Origin of the sequence: Kitasatospora sp. NPDC057542 (assembly GCF_042801945.1) — a bacterium.
In the GTDB taxonomy this organism is placed as follows: domain Bacteria; phylum Actinomycetota; class Actinomycetes; order Streptomycetales; family Streptomycetaceae; genus Kitasatospora.
This window is the reverse complement of sequence record NZ_JBHVFE010000261.1, coordinates 1-12,308: the sequence shown is the minus strand read 5'-3', so window position 1 is coordinate 12,308 and position 12,308 is coordinate 1. Positions and strand designations below refer to the sequence as shown.

The window sequence follows — 12,308 nt, the reverse complement described above, 5'->3', positions numbered from 1 at the left end:
GGCCGGCGCCCGCCGAGCCCGAGCCGACGCCTGTGCCCAAGCCGGCGCCCAAGCCGGCGTCCGAGTCCGCACCCGCAGCCGTCGAATCCACCCGGCGGAGCGCATCGCGGCGCACCGCGCGGGCCAGGGCGGAGGCCGAGGAGGCCGCCAAGCCGGGGCAGCAGCCCGTCCCGGCTGTCGAGCCCCCGACAGCCGGGCCCCCGGCGACCGAGCCCGCGGCCCCGCCCGCCGCCGAGCCCTCGCGCCCGAGCACCGCCCCCGTACGGCCCGCTCCCGCGCAGGCCCCCGCTCCCGTCCCCGCCCCGCAGGCCGACCCGGTGGCCGTCCAGCCCGCCAAGCCCGTCGCACCCCGCCCCGTCAGCCGGCCGACCGAGGCCGCCGAGACCCAGGACGGCCCGCCCTGCCCCCAGTGCGGCACGCCCAACCTGCCCGGGCGGAAGTTCTGCCGCCGCTGCGCCGCACCACTGACCGCCACCGAGGCCGCGCCCGAGCTGCCCTGGTGGCGCACCCGCTGGCCGTTCCGGCGCCGGGTGCGGATCGGCGGCTCGGGCAACGCGCTGCGCCGCACCATCGCGCTGCTCGCACTCATCGCGGTGATCGTCGCCGGGATCCTGCTCTACCCGGCCGGCAAGGACGGCTTCCAGGACGTGCTGGACAAGCTCCGCAGTACCGCGCCGATCACCCCCGTCGCCACTTCGGCGAGCGCCGCCGTCGAGGGCCATCCGGCCACCGCGGCCGACGACGGCCTCAGCAACACCTACTGGGGAGCACCCGCGGTCGGGGACTCCGTCACCTTCTCCTTCCGCACCCCGTTCCGGCTGGTGGACCTGATCATCCACACCGGCGACTCGGTGGACCCGGAGCACTTCCGGCAGCAGGGACGCCCCACCGTCCTCTCCCTGGAGGTCACGGCCAAGGACGGCGAGGTCCACACCCAGCAGATCTCGCTCGACGACCAGCCGGGCCCGCAGACCGTGCCGACCGGGATCAGCGACGTGACACAGGTGAGGCTCACCGTCCGGGAGGCCGCCGGAACCGGCCCCGGCCGCGCCATCGCGCTCGCGGAGGTGGAGTTCTTCAAGCGCACCTGACCCCGCCGCCCGCCACCGGAGGGAACCGATGGTCCCGAACGCGGCGTCCGTCCCGTCGGCGCCGTGGCGGAGCGGTTCCAAGGAGTTCCTCATCTGCGCCGCGTACGGTCACCCGTCATGGCGGAACAGCGGGCGGTGGCGGGCATGCGGAAGCTTGGGCACGGGACGCGGCTGGTCGCGGTGAGCGTGATCGCCGGGGTGGTGGCGGCGGGGATGGTGCTGCCCGCGGTGGCGGCGGTCGGGCTCGGCGCGCAGTCGGCTGCGGACGACTTCCAGAACCTGCCCGACGACTTCAAGACCCCGCCGCTGTCCCAGGCCTCGACCATCCTCGACGCGCAGGGCGGCACGATCGCCACCGTGTACGACCGCGACCGCACGGTGGTCCCGGCGGACCGGATCTCCCCGCTGGTGAAGACCGCGCTGGTGGACATCGAGGACAACCGCTTCTACGAGCACGGCGCGATCGACCTCAAGGGCGTGCTGCGCGCCCTGGACAAGAACGCCTCCTCGGGCACCACCGCCCAGGGCGCGTCCACCCTGACCCAGCAGTACGTGAAGAACGTCTTCGTCGAGGAGGCGGGCAACGACCCGCAGAAGGTCGCGGAGGCGCAGCGGCAGACCGTCGGCCGCAAGATCCAGGAGCTGAAGTACGCGATCAAGGTCGAGGAGACCCTGAGCAAGGACCAGATCCTCACCAACTACCTGAACATCACCTTCTTCGGCGAGCAGGCCTACGGCATCGAGGCGGCCTCCCGGCGCTACTTCGGCGTGCACGCCGCGGACCTCACCCTGCCGCAGGCCGCGCTGCTGGCGGGCCTGGTGCAGTCGCCGACCGGCTACGACCCGACGGTCAACCCGACGGCGGCGAAGGACCGGCGGGACACCGTGCTGCGCAAGATGGCCGAGTACGGTCACATCACCCAGGAGGAGGCCCGGCAGGCCATCGCCTCCCCGCTCGGGCTGAACGTCCAGGCGCCGCAGCAGGGCTGCATCCTGGCCAAGCAGGGCGAGGGGTTCTTCTGCGACTACGTGCGCACCGTGGTGCTCACCGACCCGGCCTTCGGGAAGTCGGCGGCCGAGCGCCAGGCGCTCTGGCAGCGCGGCGGGCTGCAGATCCACACCACGCTCGACCCCGAGGCCCAGGCGGCGCTCCAGGCCTCGGTCACCGGCCACGTCGACGCCGGCGACCAGGCGGCGACCGCGATGAGCATCGTCCAGCCGGGCACCGGGAGGATCCTGGCGATGGGCCAGAGCCGCCCGTACGGCGTCGACGGCAAGCAGCACCAGACCCAGATCAACTACAACGTCGGCAAGGCCATGGGCGGCGGCCTCGGGTTCCCGACCGGTTCGACCTTCAAGCCGGTCGTCGCGGCGGCGGCCCTGGAGAGCGGCATCCCGGCAGACCAGAGCTACACCACCGACTACAGCATCCCCTGGCCGGCCATGACGGACTGCTCGGGCGGCCGGTTCCCCTCCGCCGGGCAGGTGCACAACGACAGCCAGAGCCTCACCGGCCGGTTCGACATGAAGACGGCCATGGCGCAGTCCGTCAACACCTACTTCGCGAAGCTGGAGGCCGACACCGGCCTGTGCACCGTGGCGCGGATGACCGACAAGCTCGGCATCACCCAGCAGGCGGGCGGCGAGAAGCTCCAGGTGGTGCCCTCGATGACGCTCGGCAGCAACGACCTGACCCCGCTGGGGATGGCCGCCGTCTACGCGGCCTTCGCCGCCCACGGCACCTACTGCGCGCCGACCGCCATCGCCTCGGTGACCGGCCCCGACGGCGGGCAGCTCGCGGTGCCGCAGGCGAACTGCTCGGCGGCGATGTCGTCCACCACCGCCGACACGGTCAGCGCGATGCTCAAGGGCGTCGTGGAGGACGGCACCGGCCGGACGGCCGGCCTCACCGGCCGGGACAGCGCGGGCAAGACCGGCACCACCAACGACAGCCGTCAGGTCTGGTTCGTCGGCTACACCCCGGAGATGGCGGGCGCGACCGTGGTCAGCGACACCGACAACCCCAAGCCGCTGGACGGCCAGCGGATCGGCGGCCGGGTGGTCGACCAGGCCTTCGGCGGCACCCTGGCCGGCCCGATCTGGCGTGACGCCATGGACGGCGCCCTGGCCGACACCCCGGCCGGAACCTTCACCCCGGTGCAGCTCCCGTAGCGGACCAGCTCAGTAGAGCGCCACCCGGGGCTCGACCGTCCCCTGCAGCGGGGCCGACCCGACGACCGTGACCCGGTAGTGCTCGGTGAGCGTGTGATTGCCGTGCAGGACGAGCTTGGCCGGGATGAGCTGGGTGTACAGCGTGCCGGTCTGGCTGGCGAGCGGCACGGTGCACCAGCGGCCGTCCGTGGAGAGCACGTCGAGCCGGATGCTCGCCGGATCGAGGAAGGGGCCGTTCTCGGGGGACTCGATGAGGATCTGCGGGGCCACCGTCCGGTCCGCCGGGGAGCTGTTGCGGTACGTGACGGTGATCGCCCGCGTCGCGTGGCCGGGCGGCAGCGGGGAGGCGGGCAGTTCCACGAAGTCGATCGGCGGGATGCCGGCCGCCGCCTGGGCCGGGGCCGTGAGCACGGCCGCCGGCAGGGCGGCGAGGGCCGCGGCCAGTGCCAGGCTCCGACGAGGGGTCTTCCGGGTGCGCATGGCGCCTCCTTCGGTCGGCGGCCGGGTCGCCGGGTGCGCCGACCGGTGGGCAGGTCCGTACGACACCACCCTGCGCCCTCACCCGGAAAGCCGCATGCGGTGGGCCCGCGCCGGGCCAGGGCGCAGCGCCGGGAGCGGCGGTGCGACTGGGCCGAACGTGCGACCGGCGGGGCCACCACGCCGCTGCGCCGCCCTTGCCGGGCCAGGGCGTCTTACCTTGGGCGCAACCTCCGCCCGGCGGCCTCGCCCCGCGCGGAGCACCCGGAACGCCGGGGACGTCGCGAGAAGGGGAGGGACGGCTTGCGGGCGCGTTCCGTGGAGGAGCCGGGGCAGCGGCTGCCGATGCTGATCCGGTACGGCCACCGATCCTGGCTGGTGCCCCTGGCGGTGCTCGCGCTGGTGGTGGGCGTGGACGCGGCCACGCCCGAATCGTTCGCGTCCGTCAGCTGGCTGGCCATGGTCCCGGTGGTCGCCGCCGGGCTCTGCGGGCCGACGGTCACCGTGCTGTTCTCCCTCGCCGCCATCGCCGCCTACCCCGCCCTGGACAGCATCTGGGGCAAGTCCCAGGGGACGGAGGACTTCCTGCTCGTGATCGCCGGGGCCGTCCTCTCGGTGCCGATCAGCATCTTCCGTGCCCGGGCCGCCTCCTACGTCCGCCACCTCCAGGGCACCGCCGAGACCACCCGGCAGGTGGTGCTGCGCCCGGTGCCGCCGGGGTGGGGCGGGGTGGACTCGGCGGCGCGCTACCTGGCCGCGGACGTCGAGGCCCGGGTGGGCGGCGACTTCTACGACGTGCTGGCCACCCCGTTCGGGGCGCGGGTCATCCTCGGCGACGTCCAGGGCAAGGGGCTGCCGGCGGTCGCCACGGCGGCGGCCCTGGTGAGCTGCTTCCGGGAGGCCGCCTTCCACGAGGCAGACCTCGCCACCGTCGCGTCCTGGCTGGAGGAGCGGCTGCACCGGCAGAACCTCCTGGCGGAGCAGTTGGGGGAACGGGAGGAGCGGTTCGCCACGGCGGTGGTCGTCTGGTTCCCCGCCGACGCGCCGGGGGAGGTGGAGGTGGTCAACTTCGGCCACGACAGTCCCCACGTCCTCGGCCCCGCGGGCGTGCGCCGGCTGGCGCCGGGCAACGGGGCCCCGATCGGGCTGGCCCAGCTGGCCGGCGGGCTGCCGGAGGTCCGGCGGCTGCGCCTGGGCGAGGGCGAGACGGTCCTGATCGTCTCGGACGGGGTGACCGAGGCCCGCGACCGGGCGGGTGCCTTCTTCCCCCTGGGCGCCCACCTGGAGCGGCTGGCCGCTCTCCCCGGGGCGATCGACCCCGGGCGCCTGGTCGACGAGGTGGCCGCCGAGGTCGTCCGGCACACCGGTGGCCGGCTGACGGACGACACCGCCCTGCTCGCCGTCCGGAGGCCGCCGGTGGAAGCCCCCGGTACCGGTCAGGCCGGCGGAACGGACCGCGGCCGGTAGGCGACGACGTGGCCGGGCGGGCGGGGCGACGTGGGTGCCGAAGCGGTGCCCGCCGAGCCGTGGGGCCGTCAGCGGCCGCCCATCAGGCGGTACATGCCGATCGAGTCGTGGGTGGCGGTGTCCGCGAAGCCGAACTTCTCGTAGAGGAACCGCGCGGGGCCGTCCGCGATCAGCGAGACGTACGCGGTGGCGGGTGCCCGGCGCTCCAGCTCCTCGGTGAGGGCGGCCATGATGCGCTTGCCGAGGCCGTGGCCCTGGTGCGCGGGGTGGACGCAGACGTCGGTGATCTGGAACGCGGTGCCGCCGTCGCCGATGATCCGCCCCATGCCGATGGGCTCGCCCTCATGGTGGAGGACCACGCCGTACCAGGTGTTGGGGAGGGCGAGCGCAACCGCCTCGGGGGCCTTGTCGGAGAGACCGGCGTCGGTGCGCAGACGGCGGAAGACCTCGACGGTGGGCACGCCGGGGCAGATTTCGTAATGGCCACTGGTCGGTAGCATGTCTTACATGTTACCCATGGCTGCGCCCGCTCGGGTCCGCAGCCCGGCCCCGGCTGCTCGGGTGAACGCGCGGCGCGACATGCCGGACGGGGCGAGAGGCCATGAGGGCGGAGGTGATGATCGCCGGGTTCCCGGAGCATCACCCCGTCGGAGGCGGACATGCGGATTCTTCTCCTCGCCAGCGCGTACAACAGTCTCAGCCAGCGGCTGCACGCCGAACTGCGCGACCGGCGCCACATCGTGGACCTCCAACTGGCCGGTGATGACGAGGAGTTGCTCGATGCGGTGCGCCGCCTGCGGCCCGACCTGGTGCTCGCGCCGATACTGCGCACGGCGATCCCGCGGGAGGTCTGGTCGCGGCTCACCTGCCTGATCGTCCACCCCGGCCCGCCGGGCGACCGCGGCCCGTCCTCCCTCGACCGGGCGATCCAGGAGGGCTGCACCGAGTGGGGCGTCACGGTGCTCCAGGCCGAGGCGGAAATGGACGCCGGGCCGGTCTGGGCCTGGGCGCCCTGCCGGCTGCCGGACTACGGCAAGAGCGACCTGTACCGCAACGAGGTCGGCGACGCGGCGTCGGCGGCCGCACTGCTCGCCGTGGAGCGTTTCGCCTCGGGCACGTACACACCGCAGCCGCAGCCGCAGCCGCAGCCGCAGCCGCAGTCCGGGTCCGGCCGGCACGCCACCGTGCGCACCCGGCCCGTCCTGCGCCAGGAGGAGCGCCGGATCGACTGGGCGGCCGACCCCACCGAGGCGGTGCTGCGCAGGCTCCGCGCGGCGGACTCCCGGCCCGGGGTGCTCGACGAGCTGTGCGGCGGCTCCTGGTACCTGCACGGCGGGCACCGCGAGCCGGTGCTGCGCGGCCGCCCCGGCGAGCTGCTCGCCACCCGGGCGGGTGCCGTGTGCCGGGCCACCTCGGACGGTGCGGTGTGGATTCCCGAACTCCGCCGCCGCACCCCTGGCGGCGCCGCGGGCGTCAAGCTTCCGGCGGCGACGGCGCTCGGAGGCCTGCTGCCGGCCCTGCCGGAGGTGGCGGCGCCGCTGATGCCGAAGGAGGGGGACGGCCCGGTCTGGTCGGACATCCGCTACCGCGAGGACGGCGCGGTGGGCTTCCTGCGCTTCTCCTTCCCGGGCGGCGCCATGTCCACCGGCCACTGCCGCCGACTGCTGGCGGCCTACCGCTTCGCGGTCGCCCGCCCCACCTCGGTGCTGGTGCTCGGCGGGGACCGGGACTTCTTCTCCAACGGCATCCACCTCAACGTGATCGAGGCCGCGGCGGACCCGGCCGTCGAGTCCTGGGACAACATCACCGCGATGGACGAGCTGGTCGACGCGGTGCTCACCACCACCGACCGGCTGGTGGTCGCTGCCGTCGGGGGCAACGCGGCGGCCGGCGGGGTGATGCTGGCGCTGGCCGCGGACGAGGTGTGGTGCCGCCGTGGCTCCGTCCTCAACCCGCACTACCGGCTGATGGGGCTGTACGGGTCGGAGTACTGGACGTACACCCTCCCGCGCAAGGTCGGCGCGGCGGCGGCCGAGCGGCTGACCCGTCAGGCGCTGCCGGTCTCCGCCGCCACCGCCGAGCGGATCGGCCTGGTCGACCGGGTGCTCGCCTGCGGGCCGGAGGAGTTCGGGCCGTCCACGGCCCGCCTGGCCGGGCTGCTCGCCGCCTCGCCCACCACCCAGCATCGGATCGCGGCGAAGAAGGCGGCGCGCGAGGCCGACGAGCGGACGAAGCCGCTCGACGCGTACCGGGAGGAGGAGCTCGCGGTGATGCACCGGCAGTTCTTCACACCCGAATCGCCGTACCACGCGCTGCGTTCCGCGTTCGTCCACAAGCGCCCGGTGCTGACGGGCCCCGCGGCCCGAGCGTGACCCGAACGGCCCTGCCGGGCTTGCCTCCCCTGGGGCCGGATCCCGCCGCGCGGACCGGCGCCCCACCCGGACCGTTGCTATGACTGGCTTTCGAGCCATTCCGTCCGGCTCCCATCCCCGAGGAGGCATCCTCATGGGTGCTGCAACAGCTGCAACAGCCGAAACAACCGACACCGACGTGGTGCACATTCTCTGGATCAACGCCGGCCTCAGCTGCGACGGCGACTCCGTCTCGCTGACCGCCGCGATGCAGCCGAGCATCGAGGAGATCGTCACCGGCGCCCTGCCCGGCCTGCCGAAGGTCGCGGTGCACTGGCCGCTGATCGACTTCGAGTGCGGCCCGGTCCAGGGCGCGGACAACTTCGTCGAGTGGTTCTTCAAGGCCGACCGCGGCGAGATCGAGCCGTTCGTGCTGGTCGTCGAGGGGTCGATCCCCAACGAGAAGATCAAGGAGGAGGGCTACTGGTGCGGCTTCGGCGACGACCCCGCCACCGGCCAGCCCGTCACCACCAGTGAGTGGCTGGACCGGCTCGCCCCCAAGGCGACCGCCGTGGTGGCGATCGGCACCTGCGCCACGTACGGCGGCATCCACGCGATGGCCGGCAATCCGACCGGCGCGATGGGGGTGCCGGACTACCTGGGCTGGGACTGGAAGTCCAAGGCCGGGCTGCCGATCGTCTGCGTGCCGGGCTGCCCGATCCAGCCCGACAACTTCGCCGAGACGCTCACGTACCTGCTGTACCAGCTGGCCGGCTCCGCGCCGATGATCCCGCTGGACGACAAGCTGCGGCCCGCCTGGCTGTTCGGCGCCACCGTGCACGAGGGCTGCGACCGCGGCGGCTACTACGAGCAGGGGCAGTTCGCCACCGACTACGGCACGCCCGAGTGCCTGGTTCGGCTCGGCTGCTGGGGCCCGGTCGTGAAGTGCAACGTCGCCAAGCGCGGCTGGACCAACGGCATCGGCGGCTGCCCGAACGTCGGCGGCATCTGCATCGCCTGCACCATGCCGGGCTTCCCGGACAAGTTCATGCCCTTCATGGACCCGCCGCCCGGCTCGCGCGTCTCCGCCAGCGCCAGCGGCGCGTACGGCTCGCTGATCCGCCGGCTGCGCGGGATCACGCTGAAGACGCTGGACAAGGAACCGAAGTGGCGCCACACCGGCCGCCACCTGACCACGGGCTACCGCCCGCCCTGGTGACGTCGGAGGGCCGCACACCGCCCGGTGTGCGGCCGCCGCCGGCCCGCCCGCTCGCGGACCCGTTCTCACGGCCCCGCGCACAGACCCCGCTCGCCGAGACAAGGACACGACAGACACGATGGCAACACCGACCACCAGGGCGGCCGGCGACGGCAGCGGCCTGACCGAGATGTCCTGGGACCCGATCACCCGGATCGTGGGAAGCCTGGGCATCCACACGAAGATCGACTTCAAGCAGAAGAGGGTCGCGGAGTGCTACAGCACCTCCTCGGTCTTCCGCGGCTACAGCGTCTTCATGCGGGGCAAGGACCCGCGCGACGCCCACTTCATCACCAGCCGGATCTGCGGGATCTGCGGCGACAACCACGCCACCTGTTCGGTCTACACGCAGAACATGGCGTACGGGGTGAAGCCCCCGCACCTGGGCGAGTGGATCATCAACCTCGGCGAGGCCGCCGAGTACATGTTCGACCACAACATCTTCCAGGAGAACCTGGTCGGGGTCGACTACTGCGAGAAGATGGTCCGCGAGACCAACCCCGGCGTCCTGGAGCAGGCCGAGCGCACCGAGGCCCCGCACGCCGGCGACCACGGGTACAGGACGATCGCCGACATCATGCGCTCGCTCAACCCGATCGAGGGCGAGTTCTACCGCGAGGCGCTCCAGGTCAGCCGGTACACCCGGGAGATGTTCTGCCTGATGGAGGGCCGCCACGTGCACCCCTCCACGCTCTACCCGGGCGGCGTCGGCACGGTCGCGACGGTGCAGCTGTTCACCGACTACCTGACCAGGCTGATGCGCTACGTCGAGTTCATGAAGAAGGTCGTGCCGATGCACGACGACCTCTTCGACTTCTTCTACCAGGCCCTGCCCGGCTACGAGGAGGTCGGCCGGCGACGGGTCCTGCTCGGCTGCTGGGGCAGCCTCAACGACCCCGACCACTGCGACTTCACCTACCGCAACATGACGGACTGGGGCCGACGGATGTTCGTCACCCCCGGCGTCGTGGTGGACGGCAAGCTCGTCACCAACGACCTGACGCAGATCAACCTCGGCATCCGCATCCTGCTCGGCAGCTCCTACTACGAGGACTGGCAGGGCAAGGAGCTGTTCGTCACCCACGACCCGCTGGGCAACCCGGTCGACCCCCGGCACCCGTGGAACCAGCACACCATCCCCGCCCCGCAGAAGCGCAACTTCGACGACAAGTACAGCTGGGTGATGTCCCCGCGCTGGTTCGACGGCACCGAGCACCTCGCCCTCGACACCGGCGGCGGCCCGATCGCCCGCCTGTGGTCCACCGCCCTGTCCGGGCTGGTCGACATCGGCTACGTCAAGGCCACCGGCCACAGCGTGCAGATCAACCTGCCCCGCTCGATGACCAAGCCCGAGGTCACCTTCGAGTGGAAGATCCCGCAGTGGAGCAACGCCATCGAACGCAACCGCGCGCGCACCTACTTCCAGGCCTACGCGGCCGCCGCCGCCCTGCACTTCGCCGAGAAGGCGCTCGACGAGGTCCGCGCCGGGCGCAGCCAGACCTGGGAGCGCTTCGAGGTGCCGGACGAGTCGATCGGCTGCGGTTTCACCGAGGCCGTGCGCGGCGTGCTCTCGCACCACATGGTGATCCGTGACGGAAAGATCGCCAACTACCACCCGTACCCGCCGACCCCGTGGAACGCCAGCGTCCGGGACAGCTACGGCACGCCCGGCCCGTACGAGGACGCCGTGCAGAACACCCCGATCTTCGAGGAGAACCCCCCGGAGACCTTCAAGGGCATCGACATCATGCGCACGGTGCGCAGCTTCGACCCCTGCCTGCCCTGCGGCGTGCACATGTACGTCGGCGGCGGCCGCACCGTACAGACCATGCACGTCCCCACCGGCCTGAGCGGGCTCACCGCATGACGGCCGAGCAGACCGGGCTGCGGATCCAGCAGGCGTTGGACGCGCTGGCCGGCAGCGGCGCCGAGCAGGCGGGTGAGCAACTGGCCCGCGAACTCATGGAGTTCTACGGGCAGGGCCTGGCCCGGCTGGTCCCGGCACTGCCCCCGCCCGTTCTGGAGCGGATGCTGGACGACCCGGCCGTCGCCGGGCTGCTGCTCCTGCACGACCTGCACCCCGAGGACCTCCCCACCCGGATCGACCGGGCGCTGGCCGCCCTGCCCGAGCGGGTGGAGGTGGTCGGCTTCGAGCCGGCCACCGGCACCCTGCGGCTGCGCCGGACGGCCACCGGCTGCGGCTGCGGCGAGCAGGAGGTGGCGGCCGCCCTCTCCTGCCACGCACCCGAGGTGACGGCCGTGGAACTGGACCGCGCCCTGCAGCTGCTCCAGATCGGCACCCGCCCGCAGCCGGCCGCGGAGGCGCGATGAACACCCGCCGGATCTCCCGCGACGGGACGGCCCTGCTGCACCGGCTGCGCGAACCGGCCCCGCCGCGCCCCGAGCAGTGCGCGTTCTGCGGCCGGGACCTGCCCGCCGGCCACCGCCACCTGGTGGACATCGAGGACCGCGCCCTGGCCTGCACCTGCACCGCCTGCGGCCTGCTGTTCCAGCAGCCGGCCGCGGCCGGCGGCCGCTACCGCACCGTTCCGGACCGCTACCTCGCCGACCCGGAGCGCGAGTTGGACCAGCAGGCCTGGTCCGAGCTGGGCATCCCGGTCGGTACCGCCTTCCTGTTCCGCAACACCGTGCTGGACCAGCCGCTCGCCTTCTACCCCGGCCCGGCCGGAGCCACCGAGAGCGAGCTGGACGAGCAGGCCTGGCAGCGCGCCCTCGGCGGCAGCCGCCTGGCCGACGCGCTGGAACCGGACGTGGAGGCACTGCTGCTGCGCCGCACCGAGGAGCGGGTGACGTGCTTCCTGGTGCCGATCGACGTCTGCTACGAGCTGGTCGGCCGACTGCGGCGGTGCTGGCACGGCTTCGACGGCGGCGCCGAGGCACGGGCCGAACTCGACGCGTTCTTCGCGCGGCTGGCCGCCCGGGCCCGCCCGCTGCCCGCGGAGGTGACGGTGTGAGCGAACGAAGTGAGCGCACCACCGAAAGGTGCGGGTTGCGCGAAGCGCTCGCCGAGCGCAGCGAGGTGGGCGCATGAGCGCGCTCGGCTTCGCCTGCACCGGCGTGCGGTCCGACCCGTACGCGGCCGGGCCGACCCTGGTGTTCCGGCTGCGGATCACGGCCCCGGCAGAAACCCGGGTGCACGCCCTGGCCCTCCAGTGCCAGCTGCGCATCGAACCGGGCCGCCGGCCGTACGGCGACGGCGAGGGCGAGCGGCTGGCCGACCTGTTCGGCGGGCGGGAGCGCTGGGCGACCACGCTCAACCCGATCCAGTTCGCCACCGTGCCGCTGCTGGTGCCCGGCTTCACCGGGGCGACCGACATCGACCTCGTGGTTCCGTGCACCTACGACCAGGAGGTCGCCTCGGCCCGTTACTTCCGGGCGCTGGACGGCGGCGAGGTGCCGCTGCTGCTGCTCTTCTCCGGCACCGCCTTCGCCGGCCCCGGCGGCTTCCAGGTCAGCCCGGTGCCCTGGGAC

At 73.1% G+C, this 12,308-nt stretch carries 11 protein-coding genes; 9 read left to right on the top strand and 2 right to left on the bottom strand.

The features are described 5' to 3' along the window. Both ACFU7Y_RS27690 and ACFU7Y_RS27685 read left to right on the top strand, forming a co-directional pair. A partial coding sequence (locus tag ACFU7Y_RS27690) for a zinc ribbon domain-containing protein (RefSeq protein ID WP_380770011.1) occupies window positions 1-1,091 on the top strand: 1,091 nt, incomplete at its 5' end. Window positions 1,092-1,208: 117 nt separating this feature from the next. Beyond that, entirely contained in the window at window positions 1,209-3,263 is a 2,055-nt protein-coding gene (locus ACFU7Y_RS27685) for a transglycosylase domain-containing protein (RefSeq protein ID WP_380770010.1), read from the top strand. Between the two features lie 9 nt (window positions 3,264-3,272). On the opposite strand, the gene ACFU7Y_RS27680 is transcribed toward ACFU7Y_RS27685, so the two are convergent. Then, window positions 3,273-3,743 (bottom strand): signal peptide protein, encoded by a 471-nt coding sequence (locus tag ACFU7Y_RS27680; RefSeq protein WP_380770009.1) that lies wholly within the window; start codon window positions 3,741-3,743, stop codon window positions 3,273-3,275. 300 nt (window positions 3,744-4,043) lie between these two features. Between ACFU7Y_RS27680 and ACFU7Y_RS27675 the strand changes: the two genes are divergently transcribed. Next, on the top strand, window positions 4,044-5,207 hold the full coding sequence (locus ACFU7Y_RS27675; protein ID WP_224278528.1) for a PP2C family protein-serine/threonine phosphatase: 1,164 nt from the start codon (window positions 4,044-4,046) through the stop codon (window positions 5,205-5,207). 68 nt (window positions 5,208-5,275) lie between these two features. On the opposite strand, the gene ACFU7Y_RS27670 is transcribed toward ACFU7Y_RS27675, so the two are convergent. Further along, entirely contained in the window at window positions 5,276-5,707 is a 432-nt protein-coding gene (locus tag ACFU7Y_RS27670) for a GNAT family N-acetyltransferase (RefSeq protein ID WP_380770008.1), read from the bottom strand. A gap of 159 nt (window positions 5,708-5,866) precedes the next feature. Between ACFU7Y_RS27670 and ACFU7Y_RS27665 the strand changes: the two genes are divergently transcribed. The 6 genes from ACFU7Y_RS27665 to ACFU7Y_RS27640 all read left to right on the top strand — a co-directional run. Next, complete coding sequence (locus ACFU7Y_RS27665; protein ID WP_224278525.1) at window positions 5,867-7,579, top strand: enoyl-CoA hydratase-related protein; 1,713 nt, start codon at window positions 5,867-5,869, stop codon at window positions 7,577-7,579. Window positions 7,580-7,712: 133 nt separating this feature from the next. Then, window positions 7,713-8,777 carry a hydrogenase expression protein HypE gene (locus tag ACFU7Y_RS27660; protein WP_224278523.1) on the top strand — a complete coding sequence of 355 codons (1,065 nt, stop codon included), beginning with the start codon at window positions 7,713-7,715 and terminating at the stop codon, window positions 8,775-8,777. 118 nt (window positions 8,778-8,895) lie between these two features. Further along, on the top strand, window positions 8,896-10,683 hold the full coding sequence (locus ACFU7Y_RS27655) for a nickel-dependent hydrogenase large subunit (protein WP_224278521.1): 1,788 nt from the start codon (window positions 8,896-8,898) through the stop codon (window positions 10,681-10,683). Continuing rightward, on the top strand, window positions 10,680-11,147 hold the full coding sequence (locus ACFU7Y_RS27650) for a thioredoxin (protein WP_224278520.1): 468 nt from the start codon (window positions 10,680-10,682) through the stop codon (window positions 11,145-11,147). The genes ACFU7Y_RS27655 and ACFU7Y_RS27650 overlap by 4 nt, the downstream gene beginning before the upstream one ends. After that, window positions 11,144-11,791, top strand: coding sequence for a DUF5947 family protein (locus ACFU7Y_RS27645; RefSeq protein WP_380770007.1), 648 nt, complete (start codon window positions 11,144-11,146; stop codon window positions 11,789-11,791). Before ACFU7Y_RS27650 ends, ACFU7Y_RS27645 begins: the two co-directional genes overlap by 4 nt. A gap of 73 nt (window positions 11,792-11,864) precedes the next feature. Continuing rightward, window positions 11,865-12,308 (top strand): DUF6084 family protein (locus ACFU7Y_RS27640; protein ID WP_380770006.1); only part of this gene is annotated, 444 nt, incomplete at its 3' end.

What these genes read in the sequence shown, in the direction of transcription:
- ACFU7Y_RS27660 (WP_224278523.1), top strand. Translation starts at nt 7,713, where the DNA reads ATGGGTGCTGCAACAGCTGCAACAGCCGAAACAACCGACACCGACGTG.
- ACFU7Y_RS27670 (WP_380770008.1), bottom strand. Translation starts at nt 5,707, where the DNA reads ATGCTACCGACCAGTGGCCATTACGAAATCTGCCCCGGCGTGCCCACC.
- ACFU7Y_RS27650 (WP_224278520.1), top strand. Translation starts at nt 10,680, where the DNA reads ATGACGGCCGAGCAGACCGGGCTGCGGATCCAGCAGGCGTTGGACGCG.
- ACFU7Y_RS27655 (WP_224278521.1), top strand. Translation starts at nt 8,896, where the DNA reads ATGGCAACACCGACCACCAGGGCGGCCGGCGACGGCAGCGGCCTGACC.
- ACFU7Y_RS27685 (WP_380770010.1), top strand. Translation starts at nt 1,209, where the DNA reads ATGGCGGAACAGCGGGCGGTGGCGGGCATGCGGAAGCTTGGGCACGGG.
- ACFU7Y_RS27680 (WP_380770009.1), bottom strand. Translation starts at nt 3,743, where the DNA reads ATGCGCACCCGGAAGACCCCTCGTCGGAGCCTGGCACTGGCCGCGGCC.
- ACFU7Y_RS27665 (WP_224278525.1), top strand. Translation starts at nt 5,867, where the DNA reads ATGCGGATTCTTCTCCTCGCCAGCGCGTACAACAGTCTCAGCCAGCGG.
- ACFU7Y_RS27645 (WP_380770007.1), top strand. Translation starts at nt 11,144, where the DNA reads ATGAACACCCGCCGGATCTCCCGCGACGGGACGGCCCTGCTGCACCGG.